At 62.2% G+C, this 17018-nt stretch carries 17 protein-coding genes, 1 tRNA gene and 1 pseudogene; 13 read left to right on the plus strand and 6 right to left on the minus strand.

Features of this window, described 5'->3' with window-relative positions; all coding sequences use genetic code 11:
- The first annotated feature begins 71 nt into the window (after window positions 1-71).
- Window positions 72-148, plus strand: a tRNA-Met gene (locus tag AC1DPR_RS18855).
- 57 nt (window positions 149-205) lie between these two features.
- Here AC1DPR_RS18855 and AC1DPR_RS18860 read toward each other — a convergent pair.
- Window positions 206-397 carry a hypothetical protein gene (locus tag AC1DPR_RS18860; protein ID WP_477816875.1) on the minus strand — a complete coding sequence of 64 codons (192 nt, stop codon included), beginning with the start codon at window positions 395-397 and terminating at the stop codon, window positions 206-208.
- 36 nt (window positions 398-433) lie between these two features.
- Here AC1DPR_RS18860 and AC1DPR_RS18865 point away from each other — a divergent pair, with 36 nt between their 5' ends.
- From AC1DPR_RS18865 to AC1DPR_RS18885, 5 genes and pseudogenes are all read left to right on the plus strand, one after another.
- The gene (locus AC1DPR_RS18865) at window positions 434-733 is read left to right on the plus strand and encodes a type II toxin-antitoxin system TacA family antitoxin (protein ID WP_025662864.1); all 300 of its coding nucleotides are present in this window, start codon (window positions 434-436) and stop codon (window positions 731-733) included.
- A 3-nt stretch (window positions 734-736) separates the two neighbouring features.
- Window positions 737-1261, plus strand: coding sequence for a GNAT family N-acetyltransferase (locus tag AC1DPR_RS18870; RefSeq protein ID WP_477816876.1), 525 nt, complete (start codon window positions 737-739; stop codon window positions 1259-1261).
- Between the two features lie 109 nt (window positions 1262-1370).
- A pseudogene (locus AC1DPR_RS18875) lies at window positions 1371-1707 on the plus strand (SIP domain-containing protein); the annotation flags it as partial.
- Between the two features lie 688 nt (window positions 1708-2395).
- Entirely contained in the window at window positions 2396-2644 is a 249-nt protein-coding gene (locus tag AC1DPR_RS18880; protein WP_477816915.1) for a CopG family ribbon-helix-helix protein, read from the plus strand.
- Window positions 2641-2928, plus strand: a complete 288-nt coding sequence (locus AC1DPR_RS18885) for a type II toxin-antitoxin system RelE/ParE family toxin (protein WP_477816877.1) — start codon at window positions 2641-2643, stop codon at window positions 2926-2928. The genes AC1DPR_RS18880 and AC1DPR_RS18885 overlap by 4 nt, the downstream gene beginning before the upstream one ends.
- A 315-nt stretch (window positions 2929-3243) precedes the next feature.
- On the opposite strand, the gene AC1DPR_RS18890 is transcribed toward AC1DPR_RS18885, so the two are convergent.
- From AC1DPR_RS18890 to AC1DPR_RS18910, 5 genes are read right to left on the minus strand one after another with little or no spacing between them, the layout of a single operon-like run.
- Entirely contained in the window at window positions 3244-4314 is a 1071-nt protein-coding gene (locus tag AC1DPR_RS18890) for an LLM class flavin-dependent oxidoreductase (protein WP_477816878.1), read from the minus strand.
- 52 nt (window positions 4315-4366) lie between these two features.
- Window positions 4367-5521, minus strand: coding sequence for an acyl-CoA dehydrogenase family protein (locus AC1DPR_RS18895; protein WP_477816879.1), 1155 nt, complete (start codon window positions 5519-5521; stop codon window positions 4367-4369).
- A gap of 19 nt (window positions 5522-5540) precedes the next feature.
- A complete protein-coding gene (locus AC1DPR_RS18900; RefSeq protein ID WP_477816880.1) occupies window positions 5541-6593 on the minus strand; it encodes an ABC transporter substrate-binding protein in 1053 nt (350 codons plus the stop codon).
- Between the two features lie 10 nt (window positions 6594-6603).
- Entirely contained in the window at window positions 6604-7782 is a 1179-nt protein-coding gene (locus AC1DPR_RS18905) for an LLM class flavin-dependent oxidoreductase (RefSeq protein WP_018859503.1), read from the minus strand.
- Window positions 7783-7806: 24 nt separating this feature from the next.
- Window positions 7807-9414: an ABC transporter substrate-binding protein gene (locus tag AC1DPR_RS18910; RefSeq protein ID WP_477816881.1), complete on the minus strand. Its 1608-nt coding sequence runs from the start codon at window positions 9412-9414 to the stop codon at window positions 7807-7809.
- Window positions 9415-9688: 274 nt separating this feature from the next.
- Here AC1DPR_RS18910 and AC1DPR_RS18915 point away from each other — a divergent pair, with 274 nt between their 5' ends.
- The 7 genes from AC1DPR_RS18915 to AC1DPR_RS18945 all read left to right on the plus strand — a co-directional run bounded on the left by AC1DPR_RS18915 (window position 9689) and on the right by AC1DPR_RS18945 (window position 16972).
- Window positions 9689-10678, plus strand: a complete 990-nt coding sequence (locus tag AC1DPR_RS18915; RefSeq protein ID WP_477816882.1) for an ABC transporter permease — start codon at window positions 9689-9691, stop codon at window positions 10676-10678.
- Window positions 10675-11679, plus strand: a complete 1005-nt coding sequence (locus tag AC1DPR_RS18920) for an ABC transporter permease (protein WP_018859506.1) — start codon at window positions 10675-10677, stop codon at window positions 11677-11679. The genes AC1DPR_RS18915 and AC1DPR_RS18920 overlap by 4 nt, the downstream gene beginning before the upstream one ends.
- Window positions 11679-12671 (plus strand): ABC transporter ATP-binding protein, encoded by a 993-nt coding sequence (locus tag AC1DPR_RS18925; RefSeq protein WP_018859507.1) that lies wholly within the window; start codon window positions 11679-11681, stop codon window positions 12669-12671. The genes AC1DPR_RS18920 and AC1DPR_RS18925 overlap by 1 nt, the downstream gene beginning before the upstream one ends.
- Window positions 12652-13587, plus strand: coding sequence for an ABC transporter ATP-binding protein (locus tag AC1DPR_RS18930; protein WP_018859508.1), 936 nt, complete (start codon window positions 12652-12654; stop codon window positions 13585-13587). Before AC1DPR_RS18925 ends, AC1DPR_RS18930 begins: the two co-directional genes overlap by 20 nt.
- Before the next feature lie 13 nt (window positions 13588-13600).
- Window positions 13601-14659 carry an aldo/keto reductase gene (locus tag AC1DPR_RS18935; RefSeq protein WP_018859509.1) on the plus strand — a complete coding sequence of 353 codons (1059 nt, stop codon included), beginning with the start codon at window positions 13601-13603 and terminating at the stop codon, window positions 14657-14659.
- A 69-nt stretch (window positions 14660-14728) separates the two neighbouring features.
- Window positions 14729-15976, plus strand: a complete 1248-nt coding sequence (locus tag AC1DPR_RS18940) for an acyl-CoA dehydrogenase family protein (RefSeq protein WP_026372093.1) — start codon at window positions 14729-14731, stop codon at window positions 15974-15976.
- A 33-nt stretch (window positions 15977-16009) separates the two neighbouring features.
- Window positions 16010-16972, plus strand: coding sequence for an amidohydrolase family protein (locus tag AC1DPR_RS18945; protein ID WP_018859511.1), 963 nt, complete (start codon window positions 16010-16012; stop codon window positions 16970-16972).
- Window positions 16973-17018: the final 46 nt, after the last annotated feature.

Here is a 17018-nt window from a genome sequence, read left to right on the forward strand (position 1 = left end):
TGCTCGGGCAGTAGCGTAAACTGCTTCGCAGTTTACGCACCGTGACAAAACCCAAAGGGTTTTGCACTTGGCGCGGGGTGGAGCAGCCCGGTAGCTCGTCAGGCTCATAACCTGAAGGCCGCAGGTTCAAATCCTGCCCCCGCAACCAAATTTACTTGCGACCCCGCTGCACACGCTGCGGGGTTTTCCTTTTTGACCGAAAGCGTCAGGATCCCGCTAGATCGAAGCGAACGTCGATCTCGATTTTTCCGTTCACCGGCGTGAGGATGATGTCCTTGACCAGCGAACGGATCACGTTCGCCGCTTCAATACACTTTTCCTCGGAAACGTCCTCGAGCGACTCGTAGAGTCGCTGAACCCGTGAACGAGACTGATAGTTTCGTATTGCATTTGGCACTACAAATCGCTATTTTCCTCGTAAAGGAGATATGTCATGGCCGCCACTGTCGAACGCAAGGAATATCCGATCTCGATGCGTCTGCCTGAAGCAGATGTTGCAATGATTGATCGCGCGGCAAGCCTGCGCGGCCGCTCGCGCACCGATTTTGTGCGGGAGGCGGCCGTGCGCGCCGCAGAGGAAGTCGTTATGGAGCAGGGGCTCATCCGCATGAGCCCTGAAGGCTTTGCCGATTTCATGGGTGTCTTGTCCCTACCGGTCGCTCCTGTTCCGGAGATGGTGGAACTGGTCAGGCGGCCCGCGCCGTGGGAAGTTGATTACGAGCCGAAGCAATAAACCGTGGCCTTATCGGCTCCAGAACCGCTTACGGCGGCGCGTGATGTTTCCGAATTTTCCTGCGGCAAGCCGACGCTCGATCATTGGCTGAAGACGCGCGCGCTTTCCAATCAGGAGAAAGGTTTCACGGCGGTTCTCGTCGTCCATGAGGGCGGGCGCGTCGTCGGGTATTACGGCCTGGCGCCTACCGCCGTCGTCCCTGCGATCCTCCCGCGCTCGATCCGCACCGGGCAACCGCCCGATCCGGTTCCCTGTCTTCTCCTCGGCCAGCTTGCCACGGATACGGAATGGGTGGGGATAGGCATCGGCACAGGTCTGGTGAAACATGCTCTTGAGCGTTGCGTCCAGGCCGCCGCTCTGATCGGCGGGCGGGCGTTGATGGTCAACGCCGTCGATCACGAAGCGGCGCAGTTCTGGCAGCGCCGAGGCTTCACGCCCTCGAAGGACGACCCGCTCGTCCTGTTTCGCTCCATCGCCGCAATCGTCGCATCGCTGGCGGAAGCGCGACAGCAAGAGCAAGGCGCATAACCTGAAGTCTTCACCGACGCCAAGCGGCTGTCCCTGATCCTGCCCGGTTCGGACATGCCGGTCGCCGACGATCGAGGGGATCGCAAGTAATGATTAAATCCTGCCCCCGCCGGCGATCGCCCGCATCATCGCGGAAGCCGCGCCTGGGACTGATATCGAGGCGATCATCGAAGTGGAGGATGGCCGCGAGGAGCAGCCGCTGCCGACCGAGAGCACGCTCAAGGCGCTGGTTGCATCGTAGGCATTATCCCATGGCTGCGAGCGGTATTCCTGCGGATCAGGCCAAAGCCGCGATCGTTGCTTGCGGTGGCGACACCTTCGTCTGGGCTGCCTGTGAAGAAGCAGACGCCCGGTCCATTCGCAGTTTTCTCAAGAGCCGCAAGCATGACCGAAAGTCGATGTATGTTGCCTGGTACTGGGAGCGGGATATCGCCCAGACGGTCTGACTGACAGTAGATGCAGTGCAAGCTGAGTGATGGCGAAAGCGATGCTGTCGAGTCTGAACGCGCGGCGATCGAAACCGGGCGAGGATAGTATCTTAAACTGCCGTCAATTGACCTTCGCGTGGCACGTCAGTGGCGGATGATCTCCTGCTATTGGCGACATTGAGTGCGTTTCGGGAGGCGGGACAAGGCAAGTTCCTGTCCCGCCACCGCCGAGGCCCTACCTCTTGACCGGTGCCGCGACAGCACGAGTTATCGCGTCGGTCTATCCAAAGTCCTAGCACCCGCATCAACGAGGTCGCTTTGGCGATCACGGCCGCGACGTAAAAAGCCAAATGACATGTTGAACCCAACGGATGGCGGCGCTTGCGTGAGAAACGACTGAAGGTGTTTCATAGTGGGGGTATGCCGCAGTCGATCCTTCGCGTACGAAGGTACCGAACCGGTAATCTCTTATCTAACGCGCAAATCTCTGTTCGAATCCCATCAAGACCGGCACTTTTACAAGTCTCCGTGCTATCAGGCCCCCGCAACCAAATTCCACTCAACGACAACGATGTATTGCCGCCGCTCAATCTGGAGGGTGGCATCGCGTATTCCTAATAATCGCCCGAAAACACGTGTGGCGAGAACTTTGACGAACCATCGTGGTTCACCAATAATAAAAGTGAACCAAGGAAAAACAGGTGCTTTGACCACTGCATTTACCGCGCGGGTTTCGGATGAAACCGCGAGCAAGCTTAATCAGATTGCGGAAAAGCTGGATCGCTCTCGCGCCTATATGGCTGCCGAGGCCATCGAGGCTTTCGTTGAGCAGCAGGAGTGGCAGCTTGCCGAGATCGAAGCCGGGTTGGATGCGGCCGATCGCGGCGAATTCGCCAGCGCCGAAGACGTGGCGAAGGTTGTTGGGAAGTACGCCAAGTCTGCCCGCCAATCATGAGCCGGAAACGTGTTCGCTGGACGCTTCGGGCGTTGTGGCGGCTTGATGAATCGGCGCTTTTTGAGCAGGACAATCCCGATGCGGCAGCGCGCGTGATTGCCAGAATTGTGACGGCCGTGGATATGCTCGCCGACTTGCCCGCAAGTGGGCGACCCGACCGTATCAACGGCACCCGCGAAGTGGTGTTGGCCGATATTCCCTACATCATCGCGTACCGCGTCGGTCGAGATATTGAGATCATCACCGTCATGCACGCCCATCAGCGGTGGCCACAGACGTTATGACATGCCGCGTCCGTCAGCCCGAGTCTTTGACAAATCCCCTTGGGGATAAGGGGAGGATGCCGGTCGGCACCGGGCGAAATAGGGGTTTACCCCGATTCATCGTCCGCTAAAATTGCACTTTGCTTCACTTGTCGCAGATGCAATCTCATCTTCGCTTCGACCCCCATTGATCTCAATGTGTTCGCCGAACACAAAGTGGGGAACAGAGCGCACACCCGCCTCTGCTGCATGGGCAGACTCCTGCGTAACGAGCTGGTGTTGCGCGGGATCTTGCGTGATTGCGCGAGCGTCCGCAATGAAGTGGTCACTTAGGGCTCACCTGCGTAGAAGCGGCAGCAACTGGTTACCCTGGCGTTTGATCTCCGCGAGGTAGGGCGTATCGGAGAGCACGAAATGGGTGATGCCCAGGTCCTCGTACTTGCGCAGGGACTTGGCGACGTCGGCCGCCGAGCCGACCAGCCAGGTCGTGCCGGCGCCGCCACCGCCGTATTTGCCGGGGGCGGTGTAGAGGTTGTCGTCCAGGACGTCTCCCGATCGATGCAGGTCGAACAGTCGCTGCTGGCCGACCGCGACTGCCCTGCGATGATCGCTCCAGCCGGCGCCATTGCCCTTGGCCATCTCTGCCACCTTTGCTTCGGCGTCGGCCCAGGCCTGCTCGGTGGTGTCGCGCACCAGCGTGGTGATCCTGAGCCCGAACTCGAGTGGCGGCAGATCTCGATCAAGCTCCCGGCTTAGCGCCTGCAGGCGCGCGATGCGCTCGCGGACACCATCGAGCGGCTCCCCCCAGAAGAGCTGGACATCCGCTTCGGTGGCCGCGACGCGCTCGGCCGCCTCGGAAGCGCCGCCGAAATAGAGCTTCGGGTGGCGACGATCGCCGTGCGCCTCGATGCGCGGAACGACGGTCGATTCCGCGACGCCAAAGTATTCGCCGTCATAGCTGACGTTTTCCTCCGTCCAGAGCCTGCGCACCAGCCGCATGAATTCCTTTGTGCGAGCGTAGCGCTCTGCCTGGTCTCCCTCCCGGTCGCCATAGGCCGAGAGATTGTCGAGGCCGGAGACGATGTTGACACGGACACGCCCGCCAGTGAGATGGTCGAGGGTGGCGGCGGCCGAGGCGAAGTTCGCGGGTCGCCAGTAACCCGGGCGGATCGCTATCAGCGGTTCGAACGTCGTCGTGCGTGCCGCAAGTGCAGCGGCAAGGGTAAATGTGTCCGGTCTGCCCCAACCCGTTCCGATCAGCGCACCCTTCCAGCCATGCTCCTCGAGCGCCCTGGCGTGTTCCGTCAACGTGGCCAGGCTGTTGTGATGTTCAACCACGGAATCGCCGCGATGCCCCGGCCTCGTGTCGTTCGGTATGTACCAGAGGAATTCGCTGTCTTTGTTCATCGTCGGCCTGTGCTTGTGAAATTAAATAGTAAAACCGGAGATCGGCGTCCCGCTATCGTGATGCGAGACGACCGAGTGCGTTGCGGGCGGCGATCGTCCGGATCATGTGGCTCTGCGGGGCATGGGAGCGGGCGGTGATGGCGTCTCGATGGTGGCGCTCGAGGTGGAAATCACGATTGAGGCCAGGGTTTCCGGCGAGCTCGAGAGAGAGGCTGGTGATCGCCACCGCATTGTCGATGACGACGTGGCGGACATGCATGCCGTCCATTCCAACGACCCTGCCAGCGTCGACGTCTTCGCCGAGCGAGCGCAGCAATCGGGCATTGGTTGCAAGCCGGACTTCGATCTCTCCAAGCCCATCCTGAATGCGCGGAACCGTCGATAGCGGAGCGCCGAGGCTTGCCGGCGTATGGTGGGCGGCGAAGGCGAGTACGCGGTCGCGGGCGGAAAGCGCCACGCCGTGGTAGACCGCTGATATCAGCGAGAAGAAGAAGGCGGTTGCATGTTCTTCGCGGCGCAGCGGTTCGGATGCCGGCTGGGATTCGATGATGTCGTCCAAGGGGATGACGACGTCGTTGAGGATGATATCATCGCTGGCTGTCGCATGCATGCCGGCGGCATTCCATGCCTTTTCAATCTGCAGGCCGGGGCTGTCGGTCGCAACGAGGAAGGAGGCCAGTCGCGGCTCCTCCTCGTCGGTCAGTGCCAGCAGCGACACCCATTTCAGCACGGGTGTGCCTGTCACGTAGCTCTTGTGGCCGCTGATGCGCCAGACGTCACCGTCTCGGCGCGCGATGGTCTCGGGCAGCGCGCCGTGGGCGGGAGAGCCGATGCGCGGCTCGGCCTGGGCAGCATTGATCAGGGCCGGCCCAAGCCGATTGGCCGTGAGTACCCGCTCGGCAAGGTGGTCCGGCCACTTTGCGAAGCGGCGCAGGCTGTAGTGGCTATTGTAGTGCATGGCGAGCACGAGCGCGGTCGAAGGTTCGCCGCGCGCGATCTCGCTGATGACGGCCTGCGCCTCGGCAAGGCCGGCGCCATGGCCGCCGTGCTCAGCCGCCGTCACCAGTCCGAGCAGGCCGGCGTCGAAGAGACGGGTGAAGTTCTCGAATGGAAAATCTCCCGTCTTGTCGTAATGCGCGGCGCGTCCGGCGAAGTCGACGGCGAGCCGTCGTGCCTTGTCCACCGGATCGATTTTTTCCTGAAGCATGGTTGTTCAATCTCCCGGTTCAGGCCACGGCACGCCTGTTGAAGCTGTCGATATGACGGCGGTCGACCCAGTCGGCGATGTCGAAGTCGGCGGCGAGGAAGCCGAAGTCGCGCAGAAAGTCCTTGTAGTGGCCGATCGCATCCACCAGTTCGGGCTGCAGGCCAAGGCCAAGGTGCTTGTGGATGTCGGGGCCATTGGCCGCGACAACCTGCTCTTCGGTGGCGCCGGCCTCCCGCGCGACGAAGCGCCTCGTTTCCTCGGGATGCGCTTCGGCCCATGCGCTGGCCTTAAAGATCGATTCCAAAAGGCGGGCGACGAGATCCGGCCGATCGTCGGCCAGAAGCTCGTCCACCGTCAAAACGCGCGGCGAGCCAGAGTTGATGCGGATCTTGGGATCGGGATGGAAGCCGAACTCGGCCACCTGCACTGCGCCAATCAGGTTGGCGACATTGATGCCGGCCGTGCCCTTCACATAGATTGCGTCGACGTCACCGCGAATGAGGGCTGCAACTTCCTCGCCATAGGGCTGCTTGCGCTTCAGCCCGAAGAGAGACGGGCCTTCCTGGGTCGAGAGCACGGAATCGGAAAGCGCGATATCGATGATCTCCACAGCGTCGAGCGCCAGCCCGTCAAGCGACAGCGCCGAAAGCAGCCCCTTCAACGCGGTGGCGCGCATGAAATCGACGATGCCTTCCGGGCGACGGGCAATGCCGAAACGGCGCCCCTTCAGGTCCTTCGTGGTCTTGATGCCGGTTTCCGGCAGGGTGATGATCGCCTGGAATTCATCGGTCCAGGTGATGCCCACGAGGCGTGTCTTGCGTCCCTCGGAGCGCGCGCGGATCGGCGGAACGTTGCCGCCATGGCGGAACGACCAGTCGAGCGTGTGGTTGAAATGGCTCTGGCGGATGTTGCGGTCGGGTGAATCGATGATCGACTTCAGCGTCACGCCGTCCTTGCGGAAGTTTTCCTCGAGATAGCCGAGTTGCGCGGCAAGGCCGACGGGCGTCGGCACCGGGCAGCGCGTGTACCAGATTTCGGAAATGGCATTGCCTGTTGTAGCTGGGCTTGTCATGGCGTTCCTCCTAGTGGCGCAGTCCGGCTTGCTTCATCAGGGGCAGGACGTCGGTGCCGAAGAATTCGAGATCGTCGCGGAAGTCGAAGAAGCTGAGCTGCAGGCCGTCGACGCCGGCCTCCTTCAGCTTGACGAACTGATCGACCACCTGTTCGGGCGAGCCGATGACGCGAATATTGCCGCCGATGGCGCGGTATGGATCCTGGGGATCGCGGCCCTTCCAGGCCTGCGCGTCCGAGTTCAGCGACTGGAAGCCTTGCGGCGAGCGTTGGTCGGCATGGGCGACGATGCGGTCGGCGAGTTCCCACGCCTCCTTCTCCGTCGGCCGGCAGATCACCATCGGATTGAGCAGCGTGCGCACAGTACGGCCGACGCTGATTGCCGAATCCTTGACCCGCTTCGTATGCGCCGGCAGCGATTCCAGTGCGCTGTTGATGTCGGCGCCGGTCGGGCTGGTGATGAAAACGATATCCGAATAGCGACCGGCAAAGGCAATTCCGGCATCCGAACCGGTGGCGTTGACGAGGATCGGGCGGCCGAAGTTTGGCTTCGGCGTGACAAAGCCGCCGCCGAGCTTCCAGCTGCTTTCGCCTTCGAAGGAGAAGTTCTCGCTGTCGCTCCAGAGGCGCTGGACGACCTCGAGGAATTCGGCGGCCAGTTCGTAGCGCTTGTCATGCTCGATGCGCGGCCAGCCGAACATCTCGTGCTCGACCGCCCGGTGGCCGGTGACCACGTTAATGCCCCAGCGGCCGCCGGTGATATGGTCGAGCGTCGCGCCGAACTTTGCCAGATGCAGCGGATGCCATGGACCATAAAGGACATGCATGGTCGAGATGAGCATAATCTTCTTGGTGAGGCCCGCCAGCGCCGCCGTCGACACGAAGCTATCCAGCGCCTGGCCGTCGAAGACGCCGCCATAGCCGCCCTTCGGCAACCATTGCGACAGCGCGAAGACGAGGTCGAAGCCGAGTTCCTCCGCTCTCAACGTCAAGGCCTTGTTGTAATCGAAGCGCCAGTCGGTCGATCGCTCGAGCGTCGATTGCGTCCAGCCCCCGGCCTGAATCGGCAAGAAGAGGCCGAGGAGAACGGGCTGCTTCAGCGCCTGGGATAGCGGGCTTTCCGGGAAGTCGGTGGGTGCCGCAAACTTCGGCAGGCCGACGATCGATCCGGGGGGATGTTGAATGGTCATGAGTATATTCCTGCTGGTTTGGCGTCAGGATGCTGCGACGTAGGCGAAGGCGAGGCTGCCTGCGATGCCTTCGCCGCCGACGGTGTGATCGGAGATGCGTTTGTTGTAGATCGTCAGTTCCGGCTGGCTGACGATGTCGATCGCGGGCACGTCGTCGACGAGGATTTGCTGGATCTCGCGCCACTGCTCGACACGCTTTGCCGGATCGACTTCGATCGCTGCGGCTTCGAGCAATTCATCGACCTTGGGATTGCTGTAGGCCGCGCCGTTCGAGAAGGGGACGCCAGGCTTGAAGTTCTTGCTCCAGTAGAGGCGCTGAACGCCGACCGTCGGGTCGAACAGGTTGCTCATGCCTTCGAAGGCGAAGTCGAAATCGCGGTCGGTGTAAATGCGCTTGGTGTAGGTCGCGAAATCCTGGCTGCGGACCTTGGCGTCGATACCCACCTTGGCAAGCGCCTGGCGGATATACTCCGAACCACGCGGATAGGTTTCGCCACTCGGCACGAAGTCGAGATTGATGCGCGCACGGATGCCGTCTGCGCCGCGCGGGAAGCCTGCTTCATCGAGAAGCTTCTCGGCCGCGGCGAGATCGATCGGATAGGTCTTGAGATCCGGCACGAACCATTTCGCGAGGTTGGGATTGATCGGGCCGGGGATCGCGGCGCCGTAGCCGTAGTTGATGGTGTTGAGAATGACGTTGCGATCAATGACGTGCGCAAAGGCGCGACGCACCCTCACGTCCTTGAAGAACGGGCGCTCGAGGTTGAATTCGATGCGGCTGACGCCGTTCTGGTATTGGTAGCCCTTGGTCTCGAAGGCGAGCCCTTCGGCGCTCTGCAGCCGTTCGAGGTCGCTGAGCGGCACGGGTGTCGACGGCGCCAGATCGATTTCTCCGGTCTCGATCGCGATCGAGCGGGCGGCGGCATCAGGAATGAAACGGATGATCAGCTGGTCGAGATAGGGGCGGGGCTGATCCCAGTAATCGGGGTTGCGTTCGTAGACGATGTGGCTGCCGCGCACCCATTCCTTGAACTTGAAAGGACCGGTTCCGATAGGCGCAAGATTGGCCGGATTTTCCGCAACCTTGGTGCCTTCATAGATATGGCGCGGCACGATCGGCGTTTCGGAGGCGGCAAGTGCGGTGATCAGATAGGGCGCGGGCTTGGAAAGCTTGAGGATGGCCGTCTGTGCATCGGGCGTTTCGATGTCGGTGAGATTGAGGAAGGTGTTGCGGCCGCGCGGGTGCACTTCCTTCAGGGTCTTGATCGAGAAGGCTACATCGGCGGAGGTGAAGGGCTGTCCGTCATGCCATTTCACGCCGTTGCGCAGCTTGAAGGTGTAGGTCAGGCCATCGGGGCTGACAGTCCACTCCTTGGCCAGCAGCGGTTTCGGATTGAGGTCGAAGTCATAGGTGAGAAGGCCTTCAGTGGTCTTCGGCGAGACATAGACCGCGTTATAGGCCGTATGGGCGATCGTCGTCAGGACGGGCGGCTCGGCTGCCAGTAGAAGCGTTGCCGTGCCGCCGCGCGTTGCGGTGGCTGCGAAGGCGGGAAGCCGTGCTGTCGCGGTGACGCCGAGTGCGACCGAGGCCAGAAGAAAGCTGCGGCGCGTGGGTGCGGGAAATAGTGACATCTTGTTCAACCCTCGTGATTCAGGGGCCGTCACGGCCCGCTTCAGTGTCATTCCGCGGATCGCGCCTGCTTTAGAGATTTTTGCCCCGTGACTGCTTTGAAGTGGGATGAAAACCTACGCAGTGTCGATATGCGGTATTATGTTTCAAAAAGCGCGCCAAATGGCGACATCGTTGGAATTATTTACCAATATGGATTTGACAAAACCCACAGAATTAGTCAACTACTGAGCGACGAGACGAGGTGAATTCTTTTCAGATCGCGAGGTGGGGCACATGTCGGCTTTAAGGCGGATCGGTCGAACGATCAGCAGGACGATCATTCAGGCCGTGCCCACGATGATCGGGATCGTCATCCTCAATTTCTTCCTGCTGAAGCTGGCGCCTGGCGATGCGGCCGATGTGATGGCGGCGGAATCCGGCTCGGCCACAGTCGAGACGATGGCGGCACTGCGCGAGCGCTTCGGGCTTGATAACCCGATCCTTGTTCAGCTTGCCAACTATCTGGACAACCTCGCGCATTTCAGCCTTGGCTTTTCGCCGCGCTACGGTATGCCGGTCGCCGATCTGATCGGCCAACGGCTGCCGGGCACGCTGGTGCTGATGCTGGCGGCATTGGCAATTGCAATTGCCGTCGGACTGCTGCTCGGTTCGCTGATGGCCGCCTTCTCCGGGCGCCTTCCCGATCGTATAATTTCCGTCGTCTCTTTGCTCTTCTATTCGATTCCCGGCTTCTGGATCGGCCTGATGCTGATCCTGCTCTTCTCGGTCAAGCTTGGATGGCTGCCGAGCGGCGGAGACAGCACGATTGGCTCGCGGCTGACAGGGTTCCCGGCGCTGCTCGACAGGGCGCGCTACATGGTGCTGCCCGCAACCTCGCTCGCGCTTTTTTACCTTGCGATCTATGCCCGCCTGACGCGCGCCTCGATGCTCGAAGTCAAGTCGCAGGATTTCGTGCGAACCGCGCGCGCCAAGGGTGTCTCGCCCTTCGTGTTGACGACGCGACACATCCTGCGCAACGCCCTGATCCCGATCACCACCATGGCCGGCATGCACTTTGGCGGGATGCTGGGCGGTGCGGTCGTGGTCGAGACCGTCTATAGCTGGCCCGGCCTCGGGCGGCTGGCGTTCGAAGCGGTCATGGCCCGCGATTTCAGCGTGCTGCTCGGCATTCTCCTCCTGTCTTCCTTCCTCGTGATTGTCGCCAATGCCGCTGTCGACCTGCTGCAGGCGTGGATCGATCCCCGAATTGGAGCAAGCCGATGAATACTCAAAAACTTGGAACACTGGCCGGCCAGGCGATAGACTTCGCGCCACAGAAAAAGGTCGAGCGCGATCAACCAGCACCGGAAGCGCCCAAGCAGCCGCGCTGGACACATATCCACGCCCCCGACGTCCGTGCCTCGGTTTCGGGTACGGCCTGGCGCGGCATGCGTCGGGAATTGAAAGTCTTCCTCGGCAACTACAATGCACTCTTTGGTACAGGCATTCTGCTGCTCGTTGCCCTGTCGGCCTTGCTGGCGCCGCTTCTCTTTCCCGGCGACCCGCTCGAGATGGTCGCGCGCCCCTTCCTGTGGCCCGGGCAGAACCCTGCCTATCCGCTTGGTACGGATTCCATGGGCCGCAATGTGCTTGCCGGCATCGTTCACGGCGCCCGTATATCGCTGACCGTCGGGCTGGCGGCCACCGCGCTCGGCTTGACTGTGGGGATCGCCATCGGCGCCGTCGCCGGCTACTTCGGTGGTCTGATCGACGATATCCTCGTCAAGTTTATCGAGATCTTCCAGACCATTCCGAGCTTCGTGCTGCTCGTCGTTCTCGTGGCAATCGCCCAGCCGACGACAGCGACCGTGACCATCGCCATCGCGATCGTCTCTTGGCCGACGGTGGCGCGACTGACGCGCGCGGAATTCCGGACCATTCGCGAGAAGGACTATGTGCAGGCTGCCCGCAGCCTCGGCTTCGGCCATTCCCGCATCATCTTCCGCGAGATCCTTCCCAATGCGCTGCCGCCACTGATCGTCACCTCTTCGGTCATGGTGGCAAGCGCGATCCTGATGGAATCGGCGCTCTCCTTCATGGGGCTTGGCGATCCCAACCGCGTCTCCTGGGGCTCGATGATTGGTGCAGGGCGCGATGTCATTCGCACCGCCTGGTACCTGACGGCGCTTCCCGGTCTTGCGATCGTCTTCTCAGTGCTTTCGCTCAACCTGATCGGCGATGGTCTGAACGACGCGCTCAACCCGCGCTTTTCGGAGGATCGCTGATGACGAAACTCCTTGAGGTTTCAGACTTCTCGGTGGGTTTTGGGGCCGCCGAACCTGTGAAGGGTGTCAGCTTTTCGGCCAATCCGGGCGAGATGCTCGCGATCGTCGGGGAATCCGGCTCGGGCAAGTCGCTGACGGCGCTCGGCCTGATGGGCCTGTTGCCGCGGCACGCAAAGGCTGGCGGGCAGATCCGCTTCGACGGCCGTGATCTTGTCGGTCTCCCGGAACGGGACCTGCGCCGCATCCGCGGCCGAGACATCGCCATGATCTTTCAGGAGCCGATGACCTCGCTCAATCCGGTGTTGACGATCGGCGACCAGATCATCGAAGTGCTGCGCATTCATGAGGATCTCAACCGGCGTCAGGCCCGAGAGCGCGCCATTGCGCTGTTGGATCTCGTCAGCATTCCAGAAGCCCGCCGCCGTATCGACGAGTATCCGCACCAGCTTTCCGGTGGCATGCGCCAGCGCGTCATGATCGCCATCGCTGTCGCCTGCAATCCGAAACTGCTGATCGCCGATGAAGCGACGACCGCACTCGACGTGACGATCCAGGCGCAGGTGCTGCAGCTGCTCGATAATCTTCGGGTGCAGCTGAACATGGCCGTCATTTTGATTACCCACGATCTCGGCATCGTCGCGCAATGGGCCGATCGCGTCGTCGTCATGTATGCCGGGCGCAAGATCGAGGAGGGACTTCCGGGCGAGGTGTTCGACAGGCCGTATCATCCCTATACGAATGGGTTGCTATCAGCCTCGCCGCGCCTGAAGGCGGACTATCACTACCGCGACGGACGGCTCTCGGAGATCCCGGGCTCGATCGTTTCGGCTGCCGGCGAGAAGGGCTGTTCGTTCCGTCCGCGTTGTCCGGTCGCGCGGCCCTCCTGCGCCTCCGTCGTACCGCAACTTATCGCACTGCCGGCCGGCCGGCAGGTGGCGTGCCCCTATGTTCCAGCCATTGCGGAGAACGCCCATGTCGCTTCTGTCGGTTGATCGGCTTTCGACCCATTATCCCGGAGCCGCTGGCACCGTGCGCGCCGTCGATGGCGTGTCGCTTGATATCGCCGAAGGCGAGACCGTGGCGCTGGTCGGCGAGTCCGGCTGCGGCAAGTCTACTCTCGGCAAATCGCTGGTGCGGCTCGTTGATCCATCGTCGGGGAGCGTCACTTTCAAGGGCAGGGACGTCACCGCCATGGCAGGGCGGGAACTGCAGTCCGTCCGGCGCAGCATCCAGATGATCTTCCAGGATCCGTTTGCCTCGCTTAACCCGCGGCAGACGATACGCACCATCCTAACGGCTCCTCTCGCGGTTCACGGTATCGGCGAGCGCAAGCAGCGCGAGGCGATCGCCGCGCAGATGGTGGCCCATGTCGGCCTGCCGGCGGATTCGCTCGATCGCTATCCACATGAGTTCTCCGGCGGCCAGCGCCAGCGTATCGGCATTGCCCGTGCGCTCATCCTGCAGCCGGAACTCGTCATCTGCGACGAACCTGTTTCGGCGCTTGACCTCTCGATCCAGGCGCAGATCCTCAATTTGCTGGTCGAGATGAAGACGGAGCTATCGCTTTCCTATCTCTTCATCTCTCACGATCTCTCGGTGGTTCGCTATTTCGCCGATCGCGTGCTCGTCATGTATCTCGGCCGCATCGTCGAGAGCGCTCCGACGAGCGAGCTGTGGAAGGGCGCCAAGCATCCCTATACGCAAGCGCTGCTCGCCGCCGTGCCCGATCCGTCGCGGCGCAAGCAGGCCGCGCCCATATCAGGCGATCTGCCGAGCCCACACAATCCACCGGCCGGCTGCCGCTTCCATACGCGCTGTCCGCTCGCCACCGATATTTGCCGGTCCGCAGATCCGGCATTCCGCCAGTTCGGCAGCGGCCACGCCGCCGCCTGCCATCACGCTCAGTAAGAAGGAGAATACAATGGTCGATTATCGTTATCTCGGGCGCAGCGCGCTCAAGGTGTCACCGCTCAGCCTGGGAACCATGATGTTCGGCGGCCCGACGCCCGATGACGTCGCGTTCCGCATCATCGACAAGGCGCGCGAGCAGGGCATCAACTTCATCGACACCGCCGACGTCTATCACGACGGCAAGTCGGAAGAGGTCGTCGGCAAGGGCATTAAGGCGCATCGCGATCACTGGGTTCTGGCGACGAAGTTTGTCAATTCGCATAAGAAGGGCCCGAACCTCGGCGGTCATTCCCGCAAGTGGGTCATCGAGACCGTCGAGAATTCGCTGCGCCGTCTCAACACCGACTATATCGACATCCTCTATTTCCACCGCGCTGTCTTCGATGCGCCGCTGGAAGAGCCGGTGCGCGCGATCGCTGACCTGATCCGCGCCGGCAAGCTCCGCTACTTCGGCGTCTCCAACTTCCGCGGCTGGCGCATCGCCGAAGTCGCGCAGTTGGCCGATGAACTTGGCATCGATCGTCCGGTCGCAAGCCAGCCGCTCTACAACATCGTCAACCGCACCGCCGAAGCCGAGCAGCTGCCGGCGGCCCATCACTATGGTCTCGGCGTCGTCTCCTATTCGCCGCTGGCCCGCGGTGTCCTGACGGGCAAGTACGAGCCGGGCAAGGAACCGGCCGCCGATACCCGCGCCGGTCGCGGCGACAAGCGTATCCTCGAGACAGAATGGCGTCCTGAATCGATCGCCATTGCCTCCGAGATCGCTGCCCACGCTACCCGCAAGGGCGTCTCTCCGACCGAGTTCGCGCTCGCCTGGGTGCTGAACAACAAGCTGATCTCGGCGGCCATCGCCGGTCCGCGCACGGAAGAGCACTGGGACAGCTACATCCGCGCGCTCGACGTCAAGCTCGACGCTGAGGACGAGGCGTTGGTCGACCGACTTGTCACGACGGGGCATCCCTCGACGCCCGGCTTCAACGATCCGAGCCATCCGGTCGAAGGTCGCGTGCCGCGTAACGCCGCAGGCGGTGCCGACAATGTCGTGCCGCTGACACGCGCGGTCGCCTGATCATGACTTCAGGGATCCGCCGATATGGCGGGTCCCTTCTTTTCTTTTTCCGGCCGAGAAGGTTTCCGCATGCCGAATACCGCTCCTTCAGCACTGTCCGCCACCCCGAAACCTGCGGAGGCGGTGAACGATCTCTCGACGCTATTGGCAAAAGTTCCTGATCTGGCGGCCGAAATCGCGAAGGAGGCGGCAAGACGCGATCTGGAAAGGGAGCTTCCATTCGAGGCCTTCCGCCTGTTCAAGGAGGCCGGTCTTGGGGCGCTGCGCATTCCTGTGGCGCTCGGTGGACCGGGTGGATCCGTTGCCGACTACATCGAAACGATCATGGCGATCGGCGCGGCGGATTCGAATGTCGCTCACGCGCTGCGCAGCCATTTCAATTTCACCGAAAGCCTGATCCTCAGCCCCAGCACTGCTATCGACCGAACACAGCTCAGTCGCGTTCTCTCGGGCAAGCTTTTCGGCGGAGCTCATACGGAGCAGGGCACCAAGCGGCCGGGCGAGGTGACGACACGTTTGACGAGATCGGAGGATAGTTACCGTCTCAACGGCCGCAAATGGTATGCGACGGGCACGGCGTTCTCGAACTTCGCGTCATTCAGTGCGAAGAACGATGACGGTGAGTTCGTGAGCGTTTTGCTTCCGGTCGATCGTCCCGGCATCACCATTCTCGACGACTGGGATGGCATGGGCCAGCGGCTGACCGCGAGCGGTGGTGTTCTGCTCGAAGACGTCGAGGTACTGCCGCATGAAATCTCCACGCGCGGCCTCAACACGCTCGTTGGACGCCACACCTCGACCTTGCGGCAGTTGCACCTTGCGGCGTCAATGGCGGGCGCTGTGCGTGGCGCGCTCGCCGAAGGGACGGAATATGTGCGCCGCCAGGCCCGCTCGGCAGCCCATAGCGCGGCAGAAACCGCCAGTGCGGATCCCTTCGTCCAGAAGATTCTCGGTGAGGTCGCCGCCGGCTCCTTTGCCGTCGACACGTTGATCCGTGAAAGCGCGCGTGCGCTCGACAAGACGGCCGCCGCGTTCGCCGCAGCCGATCCGCAGGCGCTGGAGACCGCGTTGATCGAGAGCGCGCTGACGACTGCACGCACACAGATCGTGGCTTCGCAGATTGCACTGGCGGCCGCAACCAACGTCTTCGAACTCGGCGGCGGCTCCGCGACGTCGCGCCATCTCAATCTCGATCGGCACTGGCGCAACATCCGCACCGTGCTCAATCACAATCCCTTGCTGCACAAGGCGAGGGTGGTCGGTGACTTCTACATCAACGGAACCACGACACACCTGGAAGAAGGTAAGGTCTTCTAGTCCCTGCCGCGCAGCGATCGTCACGGAGCCACCATGAGCAAGCTCGATATCGTCGATTTCCATACGCATTTCCTGCCCGAAGGCTGGGAGGTCTACCGCGCGCCCGGTCGCCCGCTCGATCCGCTGTGGGCACGGATCGGCGCGAAGATCTCCGATATCGATGCGCTGATCGCAGATAGCGATGCGGCCGGTATCTCGCGCCGCGTGATCGGGGTCGCGCTGTCGATCGTCGCGGCGCCTGATGCCGATCTTGGCGCGGTCAGCCGCAAGCTGAACGACGACCTGGCAGCGATGGTTGCGCGCCATCCCGATCGGCTTTTCGCGCTGGCGACCGTGGACACCTTCGGCGGAGAAGCGGCGGCGCTCGAGGCACGGCGCGCCATCGTCGACCTCAATCTGTCCGGCCTGTTTCTCGACAGCGCGAGAGGTGACAGGTTGATCGATGCGCCGGAAGCCCGGCCCGTCCTGAGGGTTGCTGCGGAGCTCGGCGTTCCCGTCTTCCTGCATCCCATCAACCCCGAGCCGCTTTCAACGCAGCTGTCCGGACTCGGCAGGCTCGGGACCCGCTTAAGTCGTGGCACGATCAACGCCGCCGCCGCGATCTCGCTGGTGACGTCGGGCGTCTTCGACGAATTGCCGGAACTTCGGGTCGTCATTACCGCGCTCGGCATTTCGGCACTCGCCCTGACCGGCCCCTTCGGCGAACTGCCGTCCATTTTCGCGGAGGCGCCAGCGGGCAAGCGGCGTCACCTCTATATCGACATCATGCCGTCGGAAGCACGCTTCATCCGCTTCGTGACCAGTCTCGTCGGCGCCGACCATGTTCTGACCGGCAGCGACTGGCCGATCCTTGGGCACGATCCGACGCAGGACGGACTGGCCGCAGCCTTTGCGGCGGCAGGACTGGGCGAGCATGAAGCCGAGCTGATTGCCAGCCGAAACGCCCTCGAACTGCTGAATGGGCGCCATCGCAGTCGCGACAAGCTGATCGCATAAGGGCGTCCGCCCGTTCTCATATCCCGACATATCACGCTCCACCGAC

The sequence above is a fragment of the Rhizobium sp. 01T417 genome (assembly GCF_056398905.1).

Coding starts and splice junctions, on each gene's coding strand:
- AC1DPR_RS18865 (WP_025662864.1), top strand. CDS start 434: ATGGCCGCCACTGTCGAACGCAAGGAATATCCGATCTCGATGCGTCTG.
- AC1DPR_RS18885 (WP_477816877.1), top strand. CDS start 2,641: ATGAGCCGGAAACGTGTTCGCTGGACGCTTCGGGCGTTGTGGCGGCTT.
- AC1DPR_RS18890 (WP_477816878.1), bottom strand. CDS start 4,314: ATGAACAAAGACAGCGAATTCCTCTGGTACATACCGAACGACACGAGG.
- AC1DPR_RS18895 (WP_477816879.1), bottom strand. CDS start 5,521: ATGCTTCAGGAAAAAATCGATCCGGTGGACAAGGCACGACGGCTCGCC.
- AC1DPR_RS18900 (WP_477816880.1), bottom strand. CDS start 6,593: ATGACAAGCCCAGCTACAACAGGCAATGCCATTTCCGAAATCTGGTAC.
- AC1DPR_RS18905 (WP_018859503.1), bottom strand. CDS start 7,782: ATGACCATTCAACATCCCCCCGGATCGATCGTCGGCCTGCCGAAGTTT.
- AC1DPR_RS18910 (WP_477816881.1), bottom strand. CDS start 9,414: ATGTCACTATTTCCCGCACCCACGCGCCGCAGCTTTCTTCTGGCCTCG.
- AC1DPR_RS18915 (WP_477816882.1), top strand. CDS start 9,689: ATGTCGGCTTTAAGGCGGATCGGTCGAACGATCAGCAGGACGATCATT.
- AC1DPR_RS18920 (WP_018859506.1), top strand. CDS start 10,675: ATGAATACTCAAAAACTTGGAACACTGGCCGGCCAGGCGATAGACTTC.
- AC1DPR_RS18925 (WP_018859507.1), top strand. CDS start 11,679: ATGACGAAACTCCTTGAGGTTTCAGACTTCTCGGTGGGTTTTGGGGCC.
- AC1DPR_RS18930 (WP_018859508.1), top strand. CDS start 12,652: ATGTCGCTTCTGTCGGTTGATCGGCTTTCGACCCATTATCCCGGAGCC.
- AC1DPR_RS18935 (WP_018859509.1), top strand. CDS start 13,601: ATGGTCGATTATCGTTATCTCGGGCGCAGCGCGCTCAAGGTGTCACCG.
- AC1DPR_RS18940 (WP_026372093.1), top strand. CDS start 14,729: ATGCCGAATACCGCTCCTTCAGCACTGTCCGCCACCCCGAAACCTGCG.
- AC1DPR_RS18945 (WP_018859511.1), top strand. CDS start 16,010: ATGAGCAAGCTCGATATCGTCGATTTCCATACGCATTTCCTGCCCGAA.